Here is a 22,117-nt window from a genome sequence, read left to right as displayed (position 1 = left end):
GAAGCAACGCCATGGCCGACCACAGTCCCAACGCCGATGCGTATTTCGTCCCGACCCAGAGCAAATGGCCCTTCGTCGGGTCGATTGCGATGTTCGTGATGATGATCGGCGTGGCCAGCTGGCTCAACGATGCGGCCTGGGGACGCTGGACATTCTTCGCCGGCATGGCGATGTTGCTGGCGACCTTGTTCATGTGGTTTGGCGACGTCATTCGCGAGTCCAACGCCGGCAACTACAACCGCCAGGTGGATGGGTCATTCCGGATGGGGATGGTGTGGTTCATTTTTTCCGAGGTGATGTTCTTCGGCGCCTTCTTCGGCGCCTTGTTCTACACGCGCGTGCTGACGCTGCCCTGGCTTGGCGGCGAAGGCGATGGCGTGATGACCAACGAGTTGCTGTGGAACGGCTATTCCGCTGCCTGGCCGACCAATGGTCCGGGCACGATCGGCGGGCAATTCCAGACCATTCCGGCCTGGGGATTGCCGCTGATCAATACGCTGATTTTGCTCAGCTCCGGTGTGACGCTCACCATTGCGCATCACGCACTGAAAGGCGGCCGGCGCGGTGCGCTGCTGCTGTGGTTGGGATTGACGGTGCTGCTGGGTTGCGTGTTTTTGTTCCTGCAAGCAGAGGAATACATTCACGCCTACACCGAACTCAATCTCACGCTGGGCTCGGGAATTTACGGCTCCACGTTCTTCATGCTCACCGGTTTCCACGGCATGCATGTGCTGTTGGGCACGATCATGCTGGCGGTGATGTGGCTACGCGCGGCCAAGGGCCACTTCAGTCGCGATAACCACTTCGCCTTTGAAGCGGCCGCATGGTACTGGCACTTCGTAGACGTGGTGTGGCTAGCGCTGTTCCTGTTCGTGTATGTACTTTGAGAATCGGGAATCGGGAATCGCCAGAGCGAGCCTGCTTTTGCTTCTACGATTCCCTACTCCCGATTCTCCATTCCCGGCCGCGTCAGCGGCCGACGCCATGCGGCTTGATCCAGCCAGTGTAGATGCCGATGATCACGATGGCGATCAATGCGACTGACAAGCCAATGCGCCAGGTCAGTGCGTTGACGGTGCGTTTGGTCTGGCCGCGGTCGGTGAGCAGGTAGTAGAGACCGGCACCTAGGTTCCACAGGATCACGATCAGGAAGGCGACAATCAGCAGCGTCTTGAGCGAATCGTTCACAACAGCCCCGGTGGTCGTCGACGTGGTCCGGGCATTGCACGCTTTTTTGCGTCGCTTGTCATGACGCGCAAGCACACGGCGGTGTTGGGTTGGGCGCTGGCCGTGCTGGTCAGCGCGGGGTTTGTTGCGCTCGGGCAGTGGCAGCTGCAGCGCATGCACAGCAAGCAAGCGTTGTTGGAACGCGCCGCGCATGTGCGCGACACGCCGTTGACCCTGGTGCAGGCAGTGGCCGCGCGGCAGGAGTTGGCGTGGGTGAGCGGACGCGTACGGTTCTTGCCGCAGCAGGTGCTGCTGGACAATCAATTGCATGCCGGGCGTGCCGGTGTGCGCGTCTACCAGCTCGCCGCGGCGCAAGGCACATCGCATACGTTGCTGGTCGACCTGGGCTGGCTGCCGCTGCCGGCGAATCGGCAACTGCCGACGCTCACTGCGCTCGAAGGTGGGCGCGACGTGCAGGGGCTGCTGAGCGCGCCGCCGTCATCCGGTCTGGCAATCGGGCCGGCGTTGGCGCCTACCGCTACGCCCAATACCTGGCTGGCGACACGGCTGGATGTGCAGGCGGTGCGCAGTACGCTGAAAAGGCGCGACATTTCGTCGCAGGTATTGCGCCTGGATCCAGCCGTACCGGTCGGTTATGCGCGCGATCTGGAGATGCTGCCGAACACGCTGCCGCCCGCGCGGCACTTGGGTTACGCGGTGCAATGGTTCGGTCTTGCAGCGGCGGTGCTGGCCACTGCAACGCTGCTGAGCTGGCGTGCGCGGCGCCGTCGGCGGCGCGGGCACTGACCCGCGCGGCATGAGAAAATCACCGGCATGACCTCTCCTACATCGGCCACGCCGCACTCGGTCAAACGCGGCCGCAGGATGCTGATTGCCCTGGCAGTGCTGTTCTTCGGCTCGATGTTGCTGGCCGGCGTGCTGCGCTTCTCCGGTTGGCAGCCGGCGTCGATGCGCAACAACGGACAATTGCTCAATCCGCCCGCCGACCTGCGTGCGCTGGTGCCGGTGCGCGCGGACGGCAAACCGTACGCGTGGGCGCCTGGCGAGCGCATCTGGCGGATTGCGCTGGCGCCGCCGGCAGACTGCGCGCAGCGATGCGTGGCATTGGCTGCGGAACTGGACAAGGTCTGGCAGCTGCTGGGGCATCGTGCCGACAAGGTGGAGGTGCTGTGGATCGGTACGCCGCCCGCCGGTCTGCCGCCGATGCCGGCTTTGCGCGTGCTGCGCGACGATGCCGCGCTGCGGGGCGCACTGCCGCGTGGCAACGATGCGGCTGGCGTGCCGGTGTATGTGATCGATCCCAACGGCTTCGTGATCCTGCGTTACGCCCCGGGTTTCGACCCGGCCGGCTTGCGCGCGGATCTGGCCAAGCTGCTGAAATTGATGTGAGCCCGCCTCGATGAATCTGTTTGCGCCACCGGCATTGTTCCGCCACTTCCACCGCATGGCCTGGCTTGCGGCGCTGTTCACTGCGAGCACGATTCTGTTCGGGTCGTTCGTGCGCCTGTCCGATGCCGGCATGAGCTGCCCGGACTGGCCGACCTGCTATGGCCGCGTCACCTGGCCGCAGACCGCCGACGAAGCCAACACGCACGTGGCCAGCAAGATCCGCCCGCTGGAGTCGCACAAGGCCTGGCGCGAGCAGGTGCACCGCTTCCTGGCCGGCGCGCTGGGCGTGGAAGTGCTGGTGCTGTCGCTGCTGGCCGCACGTCGCCGCCGCCTGGGCATTGCGCAGGTGGTGTCGGCAGCGGCGCTGGTGGCGCTGTCGATCCCCTTGTACATGTCCGGCTGGCACACGCTGGCGATGGGTGTGGCGATCGCCGGTGAGGCGATCCTGCTGCTGGCGGCGTTGCGCTGGAGCAATATCGATCTGGCGCGTGCCGGCGTGCTGACGCTGGCGGTGGTGATCTTCCAGGCGCTGCTGGGCATGTGGACGGTGACCTTGCTGCTCAAACCCATCGTGGTGATGGGCCATCTGCTCGGCGGCATGATGATGTTTTCGCTGCTGGTGTGGATGGCGTGGCGGGCGACCCATTTGCCGATCACGCTGGCCGACGCCTCGCGGCTGAAGTGGCTGTTGCGCTTGGGTGTGGCGGTGCTGGGCCTGCAGATCGCGCTGGGCGGCTGGGTCAGTGCCAATTACGCGGCGCTGGCCTGCGGCGGCGGCAGCTGGTCTGCCGACAACTTCCCGCGTTGCGTCAGCCAGTGGTGGCCGACGCATGATTTCCGCGAAGGCTTCACGCTGTGGCGCGGGATCGGTGTGGATTACGAAGGCGGCGTGCTCGATGGCGCGGCGCGTATCGCCATCCAGATGGCGCATCGGTTGTGGGCGATCGCGACCGCGCTTTATCTGTGGTGGCTGGCGTGGCGCCTATCGCGTTCGCCGGGGATGCGCGTGTGGGCGAGCGCGCTGGCGGTGCTGGTGGCGGTGCAGGTGACGCTGGGCATGCTCAACGTCAAGCTGGCCTTGCCGCTGGAGGTGTCGGTGCTGCACAACGGCGGCGCGGTAGCCCTGCTGTTTGTGCTGGTGTCGCTATTGGCGCGGCTGCGCGCGCCGGAGTGAGCATGGCTGTCAGCGCACGCGATTATTGGGATCTGACCAAACCGAAGGTGGTGGCACTGATCGTGTTCACCGCATTGGTGGGCATGTTCCTGGCCATTCCCGGCGTGCCCACCTGGGCACAGGTACGCGCGGGCACCTTGGGATTTGTGGGGATCTGGCTGGCCGCCTCGGCGGCGGCAGCAATCAATCAATTACTCGATGCCAAGATCGACGCGCAGATGGCGCGCACGTCCTGGCGTCCGTTGGTAGTGGGCAAGGTACGGCCGTGGCAGGTGATGGTGTTTGCCAGCGTACTGATCGTGATCTCCATGACCATGCTGGTGGTCTGGGTGAACGTCATCACTGCGGTGCTGACCTTCGCCTCGATGATCGGCTATGCGGTGATCTACACCGTTTACCTGAAACGGGCGACCTCGCAGAACATCGTGATCGGCGGGCTGGCCGGCGCCACGCCACCGATGCTGGGCTGGGCGGCGGTGACCGGGCTGCCAACCACGGCCGACTGGATCAATGCCTCGCTCCTGGTGCTGATCATCTTCATCTGGACGCCGCCGCACTTCTGGGCGCTGGCGATTTTCCGGCGTGCCGATTACGCCAAGGCGGCGATCCCGATGTTGCCGGTGACCCACGGGGTGCCGCACACGCGCAAGCAGATCCTCATCTACACGATCGTGTTGGCCATCGTGACGCTGCTGCCGGTGGCAGTGGGCATGAGTGGGGTGTTTTATCTCGGCGGCGCGGTGGTGCTCAACGCGGTATTCCTCTGGTATGCGTGGCGCATGCTGGACCCGCCGGACGAATTGTTTTCGATGAAGATGTTCGGCTATTCCATCGTGTATCTGATGGCACTGTTCGCCTTCTTGATGGTCGATCATCTGCTGTTGCCGTGGGTGCGGTGAGAACCGCGTCAGACATCTGAGGCAGCCCGATTGCCGCCGCGCAGATGCCTGCCGGGTTGCGCCGGCTCAGCTCAGCCAACGACTGCACGCGCTGGAGTTCTTGTTGTCGCAGCTGGCCTGCATCTTCTGCCGGAGTCGTGCCAGCACCGCGTTGCCTTCCTGGTGATGCTGCGTGCTCCAGGTCTTCAATGAGGCGCCCAGCCGGTCGAAGCGCTGACGGGTGCGCTGCCGGTAGCCATCGGACTGTGCGGCCAGCTCGCCGATCACCTGGGTGGCGGCTGCTTCGATGCCGGCGATATCGTCGGGGCTAAGCCGGATCAGCCCGTCCAAGTACATCATGCTGACCCGCATGCGGATCGAGGGGCCATCGGCAGTTTCATAGGCCTTTTTGAGCCAGGACAGCGCGGTCTTGCGATCGCCGCGTTCTTCGGCGAGCTGGGAGAGTTCCGGCATGTAGTAGTACGGAGTCTTGCTGCGTCCCAGTTCGGCCAGCAGCAATTGCTCGGCGGCGCTGCTGTCGCCTACCTCGCTCAACAACGAAGCCGCGTCGCTGATGATGGATTGCCGTTCCTCGACGGTCTTGGCCGCGTCCACTGCTGTTTGCACGCGCTGGTGCACGGCAGCGACCACCGCTGCCGGCAACGGCGGTTGTGGCCCCTTTGGCTTGGTCTCGGTCGGCTGCCCTTGCGCAAGGCGTGCAAGCTGTACTTTCGCGTACGCGGTGTTCAGGCGGTCGCTGATCGGCACGCTGGTATCGGCATAGACGGTGTCCAATGCCTGATCGAGCTTGGCCGACAGGGCGGCACGTTCGCCGGCGTCAGTGCTGGACGCACCGACCAGACGCGCGGCGACGTAGCTCAGCGTGCCGAGGTTGGCGCGCAGTTCGGCCGGATTGGCCAGGACCGCCTCCAACAGGGTGCGATAGGCCGGGTCTGGCGCGGGGGGCTTTTCCGCTGCGGCCAGCGCCGAGAGTGTAAACCGGTGTTGCAGTGCCGGTTGCGGGGCGGCCTTGGACAGGCGTGCGAGCAACCCGGCGGCGTCATCGGCCTTGATCAGCCGGTCGTCCCTGCCCCAGGCATAGTTGCTGAGCATGGCCCAGTCGTCCGCGCTGAGTTCCTGTGGTGCGCGCTGCGCCTTGTCCAACAGCTGTTTGACGGTCGTGGTGCTGGTGGCGGCCACCCGCAGCACATCGGCAAGACGGGCGTTGTCGCTATCGCCGGCCAGACGGGTGATTTCGCTGCGGTCCGCGCGTAGCACGATGATGGTCGGGTAGCCCTTGATGCCGAATTGCTCGCCCCAGGCCTGCGCGCCTTGAGAGTCGCCGTCCAGGTGCACCGCGACGAACTGCCGCGTGCGCGCGATGAACGCCGGATCCTTGAACAAGGTGGCCTTCAACTGATTGCACGGTGGGCACCAGGCCGCGCCCCAGTACAACAGGATCGGCTTGCCGCTTTCCTTGGCTTCGGCAAACGCGTCTTCGATGTCGCCTTCGTGCCAGGCGATCCCGGTGTCTGCGGCAGGTGCGGCGGCGGCGGGTTTGATTTGTGCGGAGGCCGAGCGCGGCGCTTGCTTGTCGCAGGCGGTCAGGGTCGCAAGCACCGCAAGCAGTGCGATCAAGCACGGGGAAGGGCGTCGGCAGGACAGCTTCATGGGATCACCAGGGGATGGATCAACGACTCTGGCGAGTGGGGCTGCGCCCGCGCCGATGGAGGTCATGACCGTTGTATCCCTGCACACACACCGGCAACAGCATCCGATGCGAATTGTTGTTACGCGCAACGCACCGGTCTGGGTGCGTTCGACGGCCAGCGCACGGCCGGTCGTGCGGGCGCTGGCATCGCATCGACGTCACCTGATCGCCGGGTTCCCTCTTCAGTGACGGCCGGTGGCCGGCGGCGGATCGCCCGGCGCGCTACGCGCGTAGCGCGCGGCCACGAACGCGCACACGATCAGCTGCAACTGGTGATACAGCATGATCGGCAACACGATCGCGCCCAGGCCGCCACCGGCAAACATCACCTTGGCCATCGGCACGCCGGTGGCCAGGCTCTTTTTCGAGCCGCAAAACACGATGGCGATTTCGTCGGCGCGATTGAAGCCAAGCCGGCGCGCAAGGAAGGTGATCGACAGCATGGCCACCGCCAGCAACAGCGCCGCAGCGCCCAGCACCGCGAGCAATGCCGGCAGTGGGGTCTTCTGCCACAGTCCTTCGTTCACCGACGCGCTGAAGGCGGTGTAGACCACCAGCAAGATGGTGCCCTGGTCGGTATAGCGCAGCACTGCGCGATGGCGTTCGACCCAACCGCCGATCCACGGCCGCATGAAATGGCCCGCCAAGAACGGCACCAACAGCTGCAGCAGGATCTTGCCGATGGCCTCGGCCGGGTGCGCCATCGCGCCCTGGCTGCCGACCATCGCGCCCATCAGCAACGGGGTGAAAAACACGCCCAGCAGGCTGGAAAGCGAGGCCGCGCACACCGCGGCCGGCACGTTACCGCGCGCCATCGAGGTAAAGGCGATCGACGACTGCACCGTGGACGGCAACGCGCACAAGAACAGCACGCCGATGTAGAGCTCCGGCGTCAGTGCGATATGCGCCAATGGCTTGAACAACAGGCCGAGCAATGGAAACAGCACGAACGTGCAGGCCAGGATCACCAGATGCAGGCGCCAATGCAGCGCGCCGGCCTTGACCGCTTCGCGTGACAGCCGTGCGCCGTGCAGGAAGAACAGCGCAGCGATCGCCACATCGGTGACATCGTCCATGATCGCGGCGGCAGCGCCGGAGACCGGCAACAACGAGGCAAGCGTGACCGTGCACAGCAGCGCGAGGGTGAAAGGGTCAATGCGCAACCGCGCCAGCAGCTTCTTCATCGAGATCCGACGGTATCGCGCGAACGTGCGCGGGGAGCGGATCATTCTACGACGCGTGCGGGCGCTGCCTAAGAGCGGCTCACCAAACGTGGCTAGCAGTCGTCAGGTCGGTGTGGACGGTGCACTCAGCACCGGAGGGTACGCGTGGGACATGCCGCACCGAGCACCGGCCGCGCCCGCCTGTCGATGCGCACAGTTTTGTTAGCTGCTCCAAGGCTGTGTCGTTGTTGCTGCCCGGCTCACCAAAGGTTCTCAGCGCTGCGGTTCGGCGCCGAGTTGTTTGCGTACCGCCGCTTCCAGCGATGGCTGCATGCCGGCTTCGCGCCCGATCTGCAGCGCCTGTTCGGGACTGGCGCCTTCGCGTGCGGCGAGCAGGGCCAGCAGCGCGCCGGCGCGATTGCCGCTGGCGCAATGCAGTAACACCGTGCCCTGCTGTTGTTGATCGAGCACCCGCTGCAAGACGCGTGCGGCCTCTGGCGTGAGTGCATCGGCGTTGCGGATCGGCAGGCGGACATAGCACAGGCCCAGTGCGTCGGCGGCTGCGATTTGGGCGTAGCCGCGTGGCTCCTCGGGGGCGCGCAAATCGATCACGGTGGTGACGCCCTGGGCCGCAGCAGCACGTAGGTCCGCCTGCGTGGGCTGGCCGGAACTGACGAGATTGCGGGTGGTGCCTGCGGGCGTTTCCTGCGCGAACGCAATGCCGCTGAGCAGCGCAATGCACCAGGCCGCATGGCGTAGGCACTGATGCATCACAACGCTGCGAGCGCCTTCAGCAACTCGCGCATTTCGTATTTGTCGGTGTTGTCCAGGCCCTGCGCACGCTGTTTGGCTTGCAGTTCTTCCACGCGCTGACGCAGCAATTGCTTGTCGAGTTGGGCGACGACGTCGTGCAACTCGATCGCCCAGCTGTGCTCGTCGCCGGGGAGCTCCTGCGCGGCCAGCTTCTGCAGCGCAACCAGTTCCTCGCGGTCGGCGAAGTGTTCCAGCAGCGCGCCGGTGCTGATTTCCGGCCGTTGCCGCACCAGCGCCAGCAACTCCATCAACAACTCGATGCCGGGCAGGCGCAAACCGGAAAAATCGTGGTCGCCTTCCAGGCTCATCGCCAGTGAGGGTTGTTGCAACAGGATGGCGATGGACGCACGCACCAGGCTGCGTTTCTGCGTGGGCGCCGCCATGCGCGCAGGCGGCCGCGATTTGGACGAGGACTGCTGCGCGGACATGCTCGCACCGACGCCGGTCATGCGCGCCAGTTCCTGCTTCATCAGATCGCCGAAGGCGCCTTCGGGAATCTGCGCCAGCATCGGCTTGGCACGCTCGGCCAGGCGCGCCTTGCCATCGAGCGTGTGCAGATTGATCTCGCGCGACATTTCGTCGAAAAAGAATTGCGACAGCGGCGTGGCTTGTTTCAGGCGCTGATCGAAGGCCTGCGCACCTTCCTTGCGCACGATGGTGTCCGGGTCTTCGCCATCGGGCAGGAACAGGAAGAACGCCTGGCGGCCGTCCTTCATGCGCGGCAGCACCGATTCGAGCGCGCGCCAACCGGCCTTGCGCCCGGCGTTGTCGCCGTCGAAGCAGAAGTACACATCCGGCGCATTGCGGAACAGCAGTTCGGCATGTTCGGGCGTGGTGGCGGTGCCCAACGTGGCCACCGCCTGGGTGACGCCGAACTGGAACAGCGAGACCACGTCCATGTAGCCCTCCACCACGATCAGTCGCTCGATCTTCTGGTTGGCCTGGCGCACCTGCCACAGGCCATACAGCTCGCGGCCCTTGTGGAACAGAGCGGTTTCCGGCGAATTGAGGTACTTCGGCCCCGGGTCGCGGCCATCGGCCGGCGCGCCCATGATGCGACCGCCGAAGGCGATCACCCGGCCGCGGCGGTCGAAGATCGGAAACATCACCCGGTCGCGGAATTTGTCGTAGACATGGCCGCGGTCGTTCTTGGAAAACAGCCCGGCACGTTCGAGCACGCTCATGCGGCGCGCATCGGTGCCCAGGGTGTCCTTCAATGCGCTGTAGCCATCGGGCGCATAGCCGATCTGGAAACGCGCGCGGTTGTCGGCATCCACGCCGCGCCCATCCAGATACTCGGCCGCGCGCGCGCTGCCTTCGAGCTGACGCTGGAAGAACTTGGTGGCCGCTTCCAGTGCCGAATACAGCTCGCGGCTGTCGTCCTGCTGCTGCGGCGTGCGCTGCTGGGTATCGCGCGGAATTTCCATGCCGGCGCGCTTGGCCAGCTCGTCGACCGCATCGAGAAATTCGAGGCGGTCGTAATTCATCAAAAAGCTGATCGCGGTGCCATGCGCGCCGCAGCCGAAGCAGTGATAGAACTGCTTGGTCGGCGAGACCGTGAACGAGGCCGAGCGCTCGTCGTGGAACGGGCAACGCGCCGAATACTCCTTGCCCTGACGCTTGAGCGGCACGCGGCCGCCCACCACTTCGACGATGTCGGTGCGTGCTAGCAGTTCGTCGATGAATGCGTCGGGGATGCGGGCCATCCCGTTAGGATATCGCAGCGGCCAGCGGCCGCCCTGTTTTAGAAGGCGCCCGCCTGCGCGGCCGCTGCCCGCATCAGCCCACGCTCAGCTGTGCTGCGACGATGTCGGTTGCGGGACTGCGGAAGCCACCTGCGCATCGGCTGGCGGCACGATCACCGGCGGGTGCTCCGGGTCCACGCCGGCCTCGCGCAACTTGCGGTGCGAGCGCACCCGTTCGTCGATCACCGCGGTGATCAATGCACCGACGAAGAACACTACCGAGGCGTAATACATCCACACCAGTAGGATCACCAGCGTGCCCATCGAGCCGTACGCGCTGCCGGGCGCCGCAGTGGCGATATACACGCCAATGGCATAACGGCCCAGCGCAAACAGCAGTGCGGTGATGACGCCACCCAGAAACGCCTGGCGCCAATCGACGGTGCGGTCGGGCAGATAGCGATACAAAAATGCGAACGCCAACGAATACAGGGCCAGCGTGGTGACGTAGCCCACGGCCGGCAGCACCGACGGCAGGCGCGCAAACACCACCTGCAACGCAGTGGTGGCGATCATCGACACGATCAGCAAGAAGCCCAATGCCAGGATCACGCCGAACGAGAACACGCGCTTTTTCAGCCACGCCATCAGGCCGTCCAGGCGTTGTTTGTCGGTGCGGAAAATCAGGTTCAGGGCGTTCTGCAACTGCGCAAACACCGCAGTGGCGCCGATGAACAGCAGCAGCGTGCTCCACAAGCCCGCCAGCGAGCCCACGCCGGGCTGAGCGGTGGCGTTGCGGATGATGGTCTGCGCAACTTCGGCCGCGCTGCTGCCGGCCAGTTGCGCAACCTGCTGCACCAACGCCTCCTGCGCAGGCGGATACAGCGAGGCCGTCAGCCATAACAGCAGCACCAACAGCGGTGCCAACGACAGGAGTGCGTAAAACGACAACGACGCAGCCTGCGTCATGACGTCGATTTCGATAAAGCGGTTCAGCAGGGCCATCGGCACGCTGCGCTGCAGACGGCTCACATGCTTGTGCAGATAGGCGGTTGAAAGCGTCGTCACCGGCGGGAACATCCTTGGCGCATACCGTTGCGCGCGCAGGTGGGTCGGAGCAAGGTCGGTATGCGGGAAAACCTTGCCCACGCCTGCGCTGGCGTACCCGTTCTAGCAGGGCCAAATCGAAGGAGGGGTGAAAGCGCGCGCGCCGCGGGCGGTGCATACGTCAATCTGTGGGCGATGCGCTCGCTCGGTGCGCGATGCGGCTGCCGTATCGCGCCTTTGGATAAGGCGTTGCGTCTTCGAGGTGCGAAGCTTCTTCGTGAGTCTGGCCGACAGCGGCGTTGCGCTGTGGCGTGAGCGCGTATTTCGGCAACACCACGGGGCCGGCATCTTCAACGGACAGCGTCGTCGATGACGTATCACCGCCCCACTGCGGTCATGCAACACGCGCGGTCCGCAGTGCCCCGGCCGTTGGCGCAGGGCAGCGCGGACGCGTGGATCAGCCTGCCAGGTGCTGCTTGACCAGGGTCGAGACCAGGCCCATGTCGGCCTGACCGGCCAGCTTGGGCTTGAGTGCGCCCATCAGCTTGCCGATGTCGGCCGGGCTGCTGGCACCTGTTTCGGTGATGGCGGCCTGGATGGCGGCGACGATGTCGGCTTCGCCCATCTTGGCCGGCAGGTAGCGTTCGATCACCACGATTTCCTCGCGCTCGATCTGCGCCAGGTCCTCGCGTGCGGCGGCTTCGAACTGGGTGACCGAGTCCTTGCGCTGCTTGACCATCTTGTCGAGCACGGCGATCACCGCGGCGTCGTCCATCTCGATGCGCTCGTCCACTTCCTTCTGCTTGATCGCGGCGTTGATCAGCCGGATCACGCCCAGGCTGTGCTTGTCGCCGGACTTCATCGCGGCCTTCATGTCATCGGTGAGCTGCTGCTTGAGGGGCATGCGGTAACTCCTGGTTACGTAGTGAGAGGTGTCGACGCGCTGCGGCTGGCAACGTGCGTCGGCGAAACAGATGGGGCGGGCGAGAGGGCTGTGCGCGGCGCGGGGCCGGCAGCGTCGTATCGCCCATGACGCAGTTCGATCCGGTCAACGGACCAATACAAAAAGCCGGCGACGCTTGCGCGTGCCGGCTCTTGGGTTCTTTTTCGATGGGCCGCGCCTACAGCGCAGACCCACCGGCAAGAACCGCGTTCGATCAGTACAAGCGCTGGCGCTTGGTGACGTCGCGCGAGGAACGACGCAACTGACGCTTCACAGCAGCGGCAGCCTTGCGCTTACGCTCCTGGGTCGGCTTTTCATAGAACTCGCGCTTGCGGGTTTCGGCCAGCACGCCGGCCTTTTCGCAGGTGCGCTTGAAACGGCGGAGCGCAAATTCGAAGGGCTCGTTCTCGCGGACTTTAACGCTGGGCATGGGTTCTCCAGATAATGGGATTTCCGTCCGGGAGCCCCGGGCGGGTGCGAGCGGACTCGCGTGACGGAATTTCCGGGTTGCCCCGGCGAGCCGCGCATTATAACGACTTGCCAACGACCTGCAAGCCCCTGCCGACATTTACCTCGACACGCCTGCCAGAGCGTGCGTTTGCGCCCGATCCGGCGCTGCGAATGCGGGCGCGCAGCATATCGCCGGCGGCGCATCTGCGCAGCACAAAAGCTGCGAAAATAGAGACCTGTTCTATCTGCCGAGCTGCCGTGAAAGTCCTTGGGATCGAATCATCGTGCGATGAGACCGGCGTGGCGGTCTACGACACCGCCTTGTCCGGCGTTCCGGCGCTGCGCGCCCATGCGGTCTACAGCCAGATCGCGCTGCATGCCGAATACGGCGGGGTGGTGCCGGAACTGGCCAGCCGCGATCATGTGCGCAAGCTGCTGCCGCTGATCCGCCAAACCCTGGGCGAGGCCGGGTTGCGCATCGACGAGCTGGATGGGGTGGCCTATACCGCCGGCCCGGGCCTAGTCGGCGCACTCTTGGTAGGTGCCGGCGTGGCGCGCTCGCTGGCCTGGGCGCTGGACGTGCCGGCGATCGGCGTGCATCACATGGAAGGCCATCTGCTTGCGCCGTTGATGGAAGACGACCCGCCGCAGCCGCCGTTCGTGGCGCTGCTGGTCTCCGGCGGGCACACCCAGCTGGTGTCGGTGAAGGCGCTCGGGCGTTACCAAGTACTCGGCGAGACTCTGGACGATGCGGCGGGCGAGGCTTTCGACAAGACCGCCAAGATGATGGGCCTGCCATATCCGGGCGGCCCGCAGCTGGCGGCCCTGGCCGAAACCGGCACGCCCGGGCGCTATAAGTTCGCTCGGCCGATGACCGACCGGCCGGGGCTGGATTTCAGTTTCAGCGGGCTCAAGACCCAGGTGCTGCTGGCCTGGCGCGCCAGCGACCAGTCCGACACCACGCGCGCGGATATTGCGCGCGGCTTCGAAGATGCGGTGGTGGAGACGCTGGCGATCAAATGCCTGCGCGCGCTGGATGCGGCCGGCTGCACTACGCTGGTGGTGGCCGGCGGGGTGGGCGCCAACAAGCGCCTGCGCGCGCAGCTGCACGAGGCTGCGCAGCGCCGGGGAGGCCGGGTCTGCTTCCCGCGGCCGGCCCTGTGCACCGATAACGGTGCCATGATCGCCTTCGCCGGCGCGCTGCGGCTGGAAGCCGGCGAGCGTGCCGGGGCCGAGGTGCATGTGACGCCGCGCTGGGATATGGCAGGTTTGCCGCCGCTAGCGGCGGCGCGGGATGCGGGAATCGGGAATCGGGAATCGTAAGAGCGCTATTCCGATTCGTTCCGTGCTGCTTTGCTGTTGCTTGTGCTTCTCACCATTCCCTAATTCCTATTCCCGATTCCCCACCCATGGACAAAGTTTTTATTGAAGGCCTGGACATCGATGCGCTGATCGGCATCTACGACTGGGAGCGGCGGATCCGGCAGACCTTGCGGTTCGATCTGGAGATGGGGTTCGACAACCGCATTCCGGCGGCCAGCGACGACATTGCCGACACCTTGAACTACAAGGCGGTGAGCAAGCGCCTGATCGAATTCGTGCAGGCCTCGGACTTCGGGCTGGTCGAGACGCTGGCCGAGCGCTGCGCGGCGATCGTGCTGGACGAGTTTGGCGTGCACTGGCTGCGGTTGAAGCTGAGCAAGCCCGGCGCGGTGCGCGGCGCGCAGGCGGTAGGTGTGATCATCGAGCGCGCACGCGTTTCTGTTGACGTGCCACCCTCTCTATAGGGCGTATCTGCTCCCTGCCCGTACAGTAGCGCTCGGTCTTGTCGGCGACTGGGCCGTCTGGATGTTCCGGGCGCCCACCGATGGCAGGTATTGAACGGTTGCGGTGAAGCATGAGCGACTGCAGGGTAGATCGCCATTGTGCCGTTCAACGTCTGTCAACGGGACTGAACATCAGCCTGAACAGGCAGAAGAGTTGCATCCCCGCGGTCGCGTCAGGCTAGAATTGCCGGCCATGTAAACGTTTTCTCAAGGATCTCATGGCTGCTGATCGCATCGAAACCCTGATTGCCCGGATGACCGTCGAAGAGAAGGTCGGACAGTTGGGTGTGTTCGCCGACATGGTGCGGCCGTTCGCACCGGACGTGAATCCCGAAGCCAATGTGCTCAACGCCGACGAGGTGCTGCAGCAGGTGCGGCAGGGCCGGGTGGGCTCGCTGTTCAATGGCGTGGGCGCCGCGTTGGGCGTGCAGATCCAGAAGGTGGCGGTGGAAGAGAGCCGCCTGGGCATCCCGGTGATCCTGGCCGCCGACGTAATCCACGGAATGCGCACGGTATTCCCGATCCCGCTGGGCGAAGCAGCCAGCTTCGAGCCCGAGTTGGCCGAGCGCACCGCGCGCGCCACCGCGATCGAAGCCACCGCCGCCGGCCTGCACTGGACCTACGCACCGGCGGTGGACATCGCGCGCGACCAGCGCTGGGGCCGTGGCGCGGAAGGCGCCGGCGAAGACGTATTACTGGGTGCCGCATTTGCCGCCGCGCGCGTGCGCGGTTTTCAGGGCAGCGACCTCACCGCCGACGATTGCCTGTTGGCGACCCCGAAGCACTTTGCCGCCTATGGTGCGGTGGCGGCGGGTATGGAATACAACACCGTCGATATCGCGCCGCAGACGCTGCGCGATGTGCATCTGCCGCCGTTCAAGGCCGCCTTCGATGCCGGCGCATTGACGGTGATGTCCTCCTTCAACGACATCAATGGCGTGCCTGCCAGCGCCAATCACGAGTTGCTGACCGAGATCCTGCGCGGGGAATGGCAGTTTCCGGGCGTGGTGGTTTCCGACTACACCGCCGACATGGAATTGATCGCGCATGGCTACGCCGCCGATGAGCGTGATGCGACCAAGAAGGCGTTTCTGGCCGGGTTGGACCTGAGCATGCAGAGCGGTTTCTATGCCGCACATCTGCCGTCGCTGGTGGAAAGCGGCGAGGTGCCGATGGCCACGCTGGATGCCAGCGTGCGTCGCATGTTGCAGCTGAAAGAGGCCATTGGCCTGTTCGACAATCCATATCGCTCGCTGGACCCGGCACGCGAAGCCGATAACGCTCACTTGCCTGCACACGATGCGTTGTCGCGCGATGCGGCGCGGCGTTCGATCGTGTTGCTGAAGAACGACGGCGCGCTGCTGCCGCTGAAGAAGAGCGGGCAGCGGATCGCGTTGATCGGCCCGTTCGTGCAGGACCGCGAGAACATCGAAGGGTGCTGGACCTTGTTCGGCGACAAGTCGCGTTACGTGACCCTGGAGCAGGGCGTGCGCGCCGTCGTCGGCACCGACGATCTGAGCGTTGTGCAGGGTTGTGGCCTGGAAGAGGTGCTGCCGGGCGGTATTTCGGCGGCCATCGATGCCGCACAGGCCGCCGATGTGGTGGTGCTGGCACTCGGCGAGCCGCAGCGCTTCAGTGGCGAGGCGCAGTCGCGCACCGACATTACGTTGCCGCCGGCGCAGCAGGCGCTGGCCGAAGCGGTTGCCGCCACCGGCACGCCCATCGTTGTGCTGTTGCGCAATGGCCGTGCGTTGGCACTGCATGGCGCGGTACGCGACGCTGAGGCGATTGCGGTGACCTGGTATCTGGGCACCCAGACCGGCACCGGCGTGGCCGATGTGTTGTTCGGCGACTACAACCCGTCCGCGCGCCTGCCGATCAGCTTTCCGCAGGTCACCGGACAGCAGCCGTATTTCTACAATCATCTGCGCACCGGCCGTCCCGAGCTGCCGACGTTGTCCGAATACAAGGCGCGTTGGCGCGAAATGCCCAACGAGCCGCTGTACCCGTTTGGGCATGGCCTGAGCTACACCACATTTGCCTATGCGCAGCCGCAGTTGAGCGCCGCGCAACTTGGGTGGGACGACACGCTGACCATCACCACGCGCGTGACCAATACCGGAACCGTGGCCGGCGAAGAAGTGGTGCAGTTGTATGTGCACGACCGCGTGGCAAGCCGCGTGCGCCCGGTGCGCGAGCTCAAGGGGTTCCGCAAGGTGTTGCTGCAACCTGGCCAACACAGGGATGTGGTGTTCACGCTGACGCGCGAGGCGCTGGCGTTTACCAATCCCAAGGGCGTGTTCGGCGCCGAGCCCGGCGTGTTCGATGTGTGGGTGTGCGCGTCGGCCAAGAGTGGCGAAGCGGTGACGTTCGAGTTGCTTGGCGCCTGAGCGCGCTGGTCAAGGCGGGTGGTGCACCGTTGCGTCGTTAGGCAGTCTGTTGCAATGAGATCGCGCGCGAGACGTGGCCAACGCCACTGACTGTCGCCCGTGCGGGTAGCGGCGGGTAGCGCGTGATAGGACAGCGGGGAGCGTGGCCTGGCCTGCGGTTGCACCGCAGGTGCGTGTTGAGATCGGCGCACCCATGCATGCACGCGTTGAGGTCGTCGTCGCTGCGGAGACAAGCGCGTCCCAGCGCGTTAGCGCACAGGCTTACGCGGGCAGTGACAGATTGCGTTTGTGGCGCATGCAGCGCGCCGACGAGACAGAACCGCCGCCATTGATGTGACTGCTGACGCACGGCAGAACGCGCGCCGAGATGCCGCGGTGCACTGCCTGCGCATCTCGATGCGCAGGCAGTGCCGATAACGGCCGATCTCACGCCGCTTACGCGTCGTTTTCGACCGCAGCCTTGCTCTTGGGCGCGAGCTTGAGCAGACGCCCGGTGCTGCCGCTGGCTTCGTCTTCCAGCAGCCACAACGCGCCGTCGGGGCCTTGCTCCACTTCGCGGATGCGTGCGCCCATGTCGTAACGGGCCACTTCGCGTGGCTGATCGCCCAGCGAGACCTGCACCAGCGCCATCGACGACAGGCCGCCGATAAAGCCCTGGCCGCGCCACGCCGGGAACTGCGTGCCGTTGTAGATCACAAAACCTGCCGGCGAAATCACAGGTGTCCAGCTGATCTTGGGTGCGGCAAATTCCGGGCGTGTGTTGTGGTCGGGAATCGGCGTACCGTCGTAGTGGTCGCCATTGGAGACGATCGGGTAGCCATAGTTGGCGCCGCGCTGGATCAGGTTGAGCTCATCGCCGCCGGCCGGGCCCATCTCGTGTTCCCACAATCGGCCCTTGCCGTCGAATGCGATGCCCAGGATGTTGCGATGGCCCAGCGACCACACCTGCGCGGCCACGCCACCCTGCGCGGCGAACGGATTGTCGGCCGGCACGCTGCCGTCGTCGTTGAGCCGGATCAATTTGCCGAGATTGGCTTTCATGTCTTGCGCCGGATCGAACTTCTGGCGCTCGCTGGAGGTGATCCACAGCTTGCCATCCGGGCCGAACGCGAGCCGATGGCCGAAATGGCCATTGCCGGACACCTTGGGATTCTGTCGCCAGATCACTTTGAGATCGGACAAGGTGCCACCGCCGGTGGCATCCAGCGTGAGCTTGGCACGCGCGACTGCCGCGCCGCGGGTGTCGCCCTCGCCCGGTTCGGCGTAGCTCACATAGACCAGGCCATTCTTGGCGAAGCGCGGGTGCGCCAGGACATCGCCAAACCCGCCCTGGCCGCCGTAAGCGACCGCCGGCACACCGGTCACGGCGCTCTTGCGATTGGTCTTGGGGTCCAGACGCATCAGCGCGCCGCGTTTTTCGCTGACCAGCAGCGTGCCATCGGGCAAAAAGGTCATCGCCCACGGCTCGTCGAAGTCGGCGACGGTCGTGGCCTGGAAGGGCCATTGCGCCTTGGGAATGGAGGCCGCAGGAGCGGCAGCAGGTGCGGCCAGTACGGCGCTGGTGGTGAATAGGGTGGCCGAGCAGGCCAGAGCAAGCAGACGACGGATAGACATGAGGTCCTCCAGGGGATGGGCACGGTCACGCTGCAGCCCTCCCGCAACGTGTTCCGCGTCGGGTTTTCAAGTACCTTACACGACGCTATCGGGGTCGCCCTTGTCGCAAGTCACTCTCCGCAGGCGGGCCGCGTCTCACATCGTTGTTTCATCCTGCAATTTCACCATGAAAAGGAGTTTCCATGGCCACGCAAAAAACCTCGTCCGCCTTTATCGCCGCGTCGTGGGCCGCCTTGTTGGCGGGCGGCGCCGCGTATCTGATCGGCTTATGGAACGCGCAGATGCTGCTCAACGAGAAGGGCTACTACTTCACGTTGCTATTGTTTGGTCTGTTCGCATCGGTGTCGTTGCAGAAGAGCGTGCGTGACCGCGCGGACGGAATTCCGGTGACAGGTCTTTACTACGCCATCTGCTGGTTTTCGCTGATCATCGCGCTGGTGTTGCTGGCGGTCGGTTTGTTCAACGCCACCTTGCTGCTGAGCGAGAAAGGCTTTTACGCAATGGCCTATGCATTGAGCCTGTTTGGCGCGGTGGCCGTGCAAAAGAACACGCGCGATGCGATGGAAGCGGATGCGACGCCGTACAGCTCGCGCGTCGTACCGCCGCCGTTGGATTGATCGCGCATCGGTACTGAAACCACAACGCCACCTTGACGGTGGCGTTGTGGTTTACGGTTTGGATTTGCTCTCGCCAGAGACGAAATCGGCTGCGTTTTCCCACGCGCGCTTGACCGCGTGGCGTGCCTTGCTCCAACTCAGGCCATCGGTGCCGCGCTTGGCTTCCCAATCGCGATGCAGTTCGGCTTCGACCTGATCGTAGGCGCGCGCATTTTCGCGGATACGTGCTTCATGCCCGACCAGATAGGCGCTTTCGTAATCTTCGTAACGGTCGCCTTCGGTGTAATACGGCTCTTCGGTAAAACGTTCACGCCAGTAGCTGGATACGTTCTGGCTGCGGTCTTCGTCCGGCGCGCGGCCTGGAATCTGGTACGGCACGTTCATGCGCGTCTCCATCATTGCGAATGTGCGAATCAACCTAAGCAGCGCCGTGTTAACAGCGCGGCACGCGAGGTGATGGTTGGGTCAAGGCGAGGTTGCCGCTGCGCTCATGCATCTCTCCAAACAGGGGTGCTGCGTTTACCCGCGTGCGATGCCTTTCATACCGCAGCAGACGCGGCCTCATACGGCAGCGGTTTTGCGCCGGCAGCAAGGACTGACGCTTCCGCAGCCTGCAAGGCCTGTTCGTCGGCATCGATGACGACCAGGACACGGCCGGCTTCGATTTCGTCCTCGAACTGACGACGCACCGGGTCGGGCACGGTGGCGCCGATCAGAGCCGACGACCAACTGCCCACCAGCGCGCCGGCCAGTGCCATGACGCCAACGCCGGCCAGGGTCAGGCCGATTGGCGGCACAGCGACTGCAACCAGCCCTGCCACCAACCCGGCCGCGCCACCGGTGGCCGCGCCGCGCGCTGCGGCCGGCACGAAATCGGTCTTGGCGTCCTTGCGCTCGTCCGGGACGTCGTGCAGTTCGATATCCGCGCGGGCAATCAGCGACAACGCCTCGTTGCCGATGCCGGCACTGCGCGCGGATTGCAACACGCGCTGCGCGCTTTCAAGATCGGGTGTGCTGTAGACGCGGCGCAGTTTCATCGCAAGCTCCCATGCAGGTGAGAGCGCAGCGTTGGGCGTGCCCGGTTAGACGTGCGTGAGTGCGGCGCGAGCGTGTTGCGAAGCTGCTATACCGTCTTGCGCGGAAACAGGTGGAATGCCCAGCCCACCCGCAATGCCACGCCTGCTGCCGCAAGATTTTGCCAGCTGGCACTGGCCAGCAAGCCGAGCGACAGCAACAACGCAGCGGCGGGAATCAGCGGGCCTCCCGGTAGCCGTAGCGTGTCGGTACGTTGCCGATAGCGGCGCGCCAGCACGATCACCGCCGCCGCCGTGCCGATGTAGGCGAACAAGCGCGTGACCATCGACAGCAGCGCCAGCTGGGTGAACGAGCCCGACAATGCGAGCGCCAGCGACAACACGCCCTGGGTGAGCACCGCGGCTGCGGGAGTATGAAAGCGCGGATGCACGCGTGCCAGAAACGCCGGTCCGTAGCCGTCCTGCGCGAGCGCGAACAGAAAGCGCGGACCGAGCATCACCGTGTTGCTGGTCGTGCCCAGGATGGAAATGGTGGCGCCTACGGTGAGAATCAGCGCCAGCGCCTCGCCCCCGAAGCCGCTGGCCGCATCCGCCAACGGGGTGGGCGAGGCCGCAAGATTGGGCAGCGTCCCCTGCGCGACAACCTGCACCGCGGCATAGATCAGGGTCACCGTGACGATCATGGTGATGAGCGCAAATGGCACGTCGCGGCGCGGGTTGCGGTATTCGCCGGCAGCGGCGGGAATATTTTCGAACCCCGCATAGGCAAACAGCAGCAGCAGTGCGGCTTCGCCGAGATTGCCCAGGTCGCGCAGGTCAGGCGATGTGCCGGCAAACGCCCACGACCAATCCACATAGAACAGCCCGATTGCCACGAACAACAGCAACGGCACCAGTTTGCCGATCACCAGGGCGATGCCGGTGCGCGCAGCCGACTTGACGCCGATGACGTTGATCGCGGTCAGCACACCTAGCGAGCCGACGACGACCAAGGTGCGCGCCCATGCATCGGTGGAAGCGGTGGGCCAGAACCGCGCCACCGCATCGGCCAGCCCGTTGCTTAAAGCCGCCGCCGAGCTGATACGGGTCAGCCAGATCATCCAACCGATCTGAAACCCGACAAAGGGGCCAAACGCCTCGCGCGTGTAGAGGTAACTGCCGCCGGGCGTATCGAAATAACTGGCTGCCTGCGCGTAACACAGCACCAGCAAGGCCACCGCCAGCCCGGCCAGCATCACCGCCCACAGGCTCATCGGCCCCAGCAGTGCCGCGGTGGCCGCGGGCAACAGGTAGATGCCGCTGCCGATGACATCGTTGATCGATAAGCCAACGATCTGCCAGCGGCTGACCACACGCACCAGGCCGGTGCTATCGGGCGGCGGCGTTGGCGTGCTCATGGTACGGCCTCGACCAGATCAGGCAACTGCCACTGCGCTTGCAGGCGCGCGTAGTCGGCGCGCGGCAGCAACACGAATAACGGTTTGTCTGCAGGCTTCAACCACGCCAGCAGACGCTGCATGTCGGCAGGCGCCATCGCCGTGCAGCCCGCGGTGAACTGCCCTGGAGTGCGCCACAGATGCGCAAAAATACAGCTACCGCGCCCGGCGATATTGTTGGGGTTATGTGCGATGACGAAACCTTCGCGATACCGCGCATCGCCGGGATGGCGCAGGTCCAGGCGCATCGGCTCGGTGGACCCGGCCACCGCCGCTTCACCGACCTGCGCTGCATCGACGATGCGGTTGTACAGCGGCGAGCCGGGCACATCCATGCAGTAATGCGTGGCGCTCATCGCCTGATACGGCATGGCGCTGTCGATGCTGGCGGAATAGCCAAATGCCGGGCCGATGGCGAACACGCCGGCCGGGCTGCGGCCATCGCCTTCGCGCTTTTGCGGGCCTTGCGATTGCGCCGGATGCAGGCCTTCACCCCAGGCGCTGCCATGCCGGCCCAGTGCGACGGCAAATCCCGGTGCGGCCGGCGCCCACTGACCGTCCACACGCGTAAAGGTCTGCAGTCGCGCCTGGGTGCTATTCCAGTCCGGCGTGGTCACCACGATCAGCGCGCGTGCCTGCTGCAGCGCCTGGATCGGTTCGCCTGCGGCGGCGCTATTGCTGCACAGTGCCAGCGCCAGGAGCAGGGTGGATCGCAACAGGATGGCAAGGCGCATGCGGGCTCCGGACGGCAGGGGACGA

22 protein-coding genes and 1 other RNA gene are annotated in these 22,117 nt (G+C 65.1%); 9 read left to right on the top strand and 14 right to left on the bottom strand.

Translation table 11 applies throughout. The features are described 5' to 3' along the window. Window positions 1-11: 11 nt before the first annotated feature. Window positions 12-887 carry a cytochrome c oxidase subunit 3 gene (locus XdyCFBP7245_RS11520; protein ID WP_039408675.1) on the top strand — a complete coding sequence of 292 codons (876 nt, stop codon included), beginning with the start codon at window positions 12-14 and terminating at the stop codon, window positions 885-887. 82 nt (window positions 888-969) lie between these two features. On the opposite strand, the gene XdyCFBP7245_RS11515 is transcribed toward XdyCFBP7245_RS11520, so the two are convergent. Beyond that, window positions 970-1,188 (bottom strand): twin transmembrane helix small protein, encoded by a 219-nt coding sequence (locus XdyCFBP7245_RS11515; RefSeq protein ID WP_104543860.1) that lies wholly within the window; start codon window positions 1,186-1,188, stop codon window positions 970-972. A 60-nt stretch (window positions 1,189-1,248) separates the two neighbouring features. Here XdyCFBP7245_RS11515 and XdyCFBP7245_RS11510 point away from each other — a divergent pair, with 60 nt between their 5' ends. The 4 genes from XdyCFBP7245_RS11510 to cyoE are packed head-to-tail and all read left to right on the top strand — an operon-like array spanning window position 1,249 to window position 4,650. Further along, entirely contained in the window at window positions 1,249-1,974 is a 726-nt protein-coding gene (locus tag XdyCFBP7245_RS11510) for an SURF1 family protein (RefSeq protein WP_104615767.1), read from the top strand. Between the two features lie 27 nt (window positions 1,975-2,001). Continuing rightward, window positions 2,002-2,577, top strand: a complete 576-nt coding sequence (locus XdyCFBP7245_RS11505) for a hypothetical protein (RefSeq protein WP_104615766.1) — start codon at window positions 2,002-2,004, stop codon at window positions 2,575-2,577. A gap of 10 nt (window positions 2,578-2,587) precedes the next feature. Further along, window positions 2,588-3,751: a COX15/CtaA family protein gene (locus XdyCFBP7245_RS11500; protein ID WP_104615765.1), complete on the top strand. Its 1,164-nt coding sequence runs from the start codon at window positions 2,588-2,590 to the stop codon at window positions 3,749-3,751. Between the two features lie 2 nt (window positions 3,752-3,753). Next, window positions 3,754-4,650 (top strand): heme o synthase, encoded by an 897-nt coding sequence (gene cyoE / locus XdyCFBP7245_RS11495; protein WP_104615764.1) that lies wholly within the window; start codon window positions 3,754-3,756, stop codon window positions 4,648-4,650. Between the two features lie 66 nt (window positions 4,651-4,716). Here cyoE and XdyCFBP7245_RS11490 read toward each other — a convergent pair whose 3' ends face one another. The 8 genes from XdyCFBP7245_RS11490 to rpsU form a co-directional block, all read right to left on the bottom strand. Then, the gene (locus tag XdyCFBP7245_RS11490) at window positions 4,717-6,300 is read right to left on the bottom strand and encodes a thioredoxin family protein (protein ID WP_104615763.1); all 1,584 of its coding nucleotides are present in this window, start codon (window positions 6,298-6,300) and stop codon (window positions 4,717-4,719) included. Window positions 6,301-6,522: 222 nt separating this feature from the next. Beyond that, the gene (locus XdyCFBP7245_RS11485) at window positions 6,523-7,569 is read right to left on the bottom strand and encodes a bile acid:sodium symporter family protein (RefSeq protein ID WP_104615762.1); all 1,047 of its coding nucleotides are present in this window, start codon (window positions 7,567-7,569) and stop codon (window positions 6,523-6,525) included. A gap of 31 nt (window positions 7,570-7,600) precedes the next feature. Continuing rightward, a non-coding RNA gene (locus XdyCFBP7245_RS11480) (sX9 sRNA) lies at window positions 7,601-7,677 on the bottom strand. 99 nt (window positions 7,678-7,776) lie between these two features. After that, a complete protein-coding gene (locus XdyCFBP7245_RS11475; RefSeq protein ID WP_104615761.1) occupies window positions 7,777-8,274 on the bottom strand; it encodes a phosphatase domain-containing protein in 498 nt (165 codons plus the stop codon). Beyond that, the gene (gene dnaG / locus XdyCFBP7245_RS11470; protein ID WP_104615760.1) at window positions 8,274-10,022 is read right to left on the bottom strand and encodes a DNA primase; all 1,749 of its coding nucleotides are present in this window, start codon (window positions 10,020-10,022) and stop codon (window positions 8,274-8,276) included. Before dnaG ends, XdyCFBP7245_RS11475 begins: the two co-directional genes overlap by 1 nt. Before the next feature lie 84 nt (window positions 10,023-10,106). Continuing rightward, window positions 10,107-11,069, bottom strand: coding sequence for a YihY/virulence factor BrkB family protein (locus tag XdyCFBP7245_RS11465; RefSeq protein ID WP_104615775.1), 963 nt, complete (start codon window positions 11,067-11,069; stop codon window positions 10,107-10,109). Window positions 11,070-11,505: 436 nt separating this feature from the next. After that, window positions 11,506-11,952: a GatB/YqeY domain-containing protein gene (locus tag XdyCFBP7245_RS11460; protein WP_104615759.1), complete on the bottom strand. Its 447-nt coding sequence runs from the start codon at window positions 11,950-11,952 to the stop codon at window positions 11,506-11,508. 253 nt (window positions 11,953-12,205) lie between these two features. Next, window positions 12,206-12,421 carry a 30S ribosomal protein S21 gene (gene rpsU, locus XdyCFBP7245_RS11455; RefSeq protein ID WP_002808376.1) on the bottom strand — a complete coding sequence of 72 codons (216 nt, stop codon included), beginning with the start codon at window positions 12,419-12,421 and terminating at the stop codon, window positions 12,206-12,208. A gap of 278 nt (window positions 12,422-12,699) precedes the next feature. On the opposite strand from rpsU, the gene tsaD reads away from it, so the two are divergent. The 3 genes from tsaD to XdyCFBP7245_RS11440 all read left to right on the top strand — a co-directional run bounded on the left by tsaD (window position 12,700) and on the right by XdyCFBP7245_RS11440 (window position 16,657). Further along, the gene (tsaD, locus tag XdyCFBP7245_RS11450) at window positions 12,700-13,764 is read left to right on the top strand and encodes a tRNA (adenosine(37)-N6)-threonylcarbamoyltransferase complex transferase subunit TsaD (protein WP_104615758.1); all 1,065 of its coding nucleotides are present in this window, start codon (window positions 12,700-12,702) and stop codon (window positions 13,762-13,764) included. Between the two features lie 86 nt (window positions 13,765-13,850). Continuing rightward, window positions 13,851-14,228, top strand: a complete 378-nt coding sequence (folB, locus tag XdyCFBP7245_RS11445; protein ID WP_104615757.1) for a dihydroneopterin aldolase — start codon at window positions 13,851-13,853, stop codon at window positions 14,226-14,228. Between the two features lie 257 nt (window positions 14,229-14,485). Further along, window positions 14,486-16,657, top strand: coding sequence for a glycoside hydrolase family 3 N-terminal domain-containing protein (locus tag XdyCFBP7245_RS11440; RefSeq protein ID WP_104615756.1), 2,172 nt, complete (start codon window positions 14,486-14,488; stop codon window positions 16,655-16,657). A gap of 435 nt (window positions 16,658-17,092) precedes the next feature. On the opposite strand, the gene XdyCFBP7245_RS11435 is transcribed toward XdyCFBP7245_RS11440, so the two are convergent. Then, on the bottom strand, window positions 17,093-18,271 hold the full coding sequence (locus XdyCFBP7245_RS11435; RefSeq protein ID WP_104615755.1) for a PQQ-dependent sugar dehydrogenase: 1,179 nt from the start codon (window positions 18,269-18,271) through the stop codon (window positions 17,093-17,095). A 182-nt stretch (window positions 18,272-18,453) separates the two neighbouring features. On the opposite strand from XdyCFBP7245_RS11435, the gene yiaA reads away from it, so the two are divergent. Beyond that, on the top strand, window positions 18,454-18,888 hold the full coding sequence (gene yiaA, locus XdyCFBP7245_RS11430; RefSeq protein WP_104615754.1) for an inner membrane protein YiaA: 435 nt from the start codon (window positions 18,454-18,456) through the stop codon (window positions 18,886-18,888). A gap of 51 nt (window positions 18,889-18,939) precedes the next feature. Here the strand turns inward: yiaA and XdyCFBP7245_RS11425 are convergent, their stop codons facing one another. The 4 genes from XdyCFBP7245_RS11425 to XdyCFBP7245_RS11410 all read right to left on the bottom strand — a co-directional run bounded on the left by XdyCFBP7245_RS11425 (window position 18,940) and on the right by XdyCFBP7245_RS11410 (window position 22,092). Beyond that, window positions 18,940-19,272: a hypothetical protein gene (locus XdyCFBP7245_RS11425; protein WP_170068616.1), complete on the bottom strand. Its 333-nt coding sequence runs from the start codon at window positions 19,270-19,272 to the stop codon at window positions 18,940-18,942. Window positions 19,273-19,427: 155 nt separating this feature from the next. Next, complete coding sequence (locus XdyCFBP7245_RS11420; RefSeq protein ID WP_104615752.1) at window positions 19,428-19,925, bottom strand: hypothetical protein; 498 nt, start codon at window positions 19,923-19,925, stop codon at window positions 19,428-19,430. A gap of 86 nt (window positions 19,926-20,011) precedes the next feature. Further along, window positions 20,012-21,319 (bottom strand): APC family permease, encoded by a 1,308-nt coding sequence (locus tag XdyCFBP7245_RS11415; protein WP_104615751.1) that lies wholly within the window; start codon window positions 21,317-21,319, stop codon window positions 20,012-20,014. After that, window positions 21,316-22,092: a L,D-transpeptidase family protein gene (locus XdyCFBP7245_RS11410; protein WP_104615750.1), complete on the bottom strand. Its 777-nt coding sequence runs from the start codon at window positions 22,090-22,092 to the stop codon at window positions 21,316-21,318. The genes XdyCFBP7245_RS11415 and XdyCFBP7245_RS11410 overlap by 4 nt, the downstream gene beginning before the upstream one ends. Between the last annotated feature and the right edge of the window lie 25 nt (window positions 22,093-22,117).

It is taken from the genome of Xanthomonas dyei (assembly GCF_002939865.1).
Lineage (GTDB): Bacteria > Pseudomonadota > Gammaproteobacteria > Xanthomonadales > Xanthomonadaceae > Xanthomonas > Xanthomonas dyei.
This window is presented reverse-complemented; position numbering and strand designations above follow the sequence as displayed.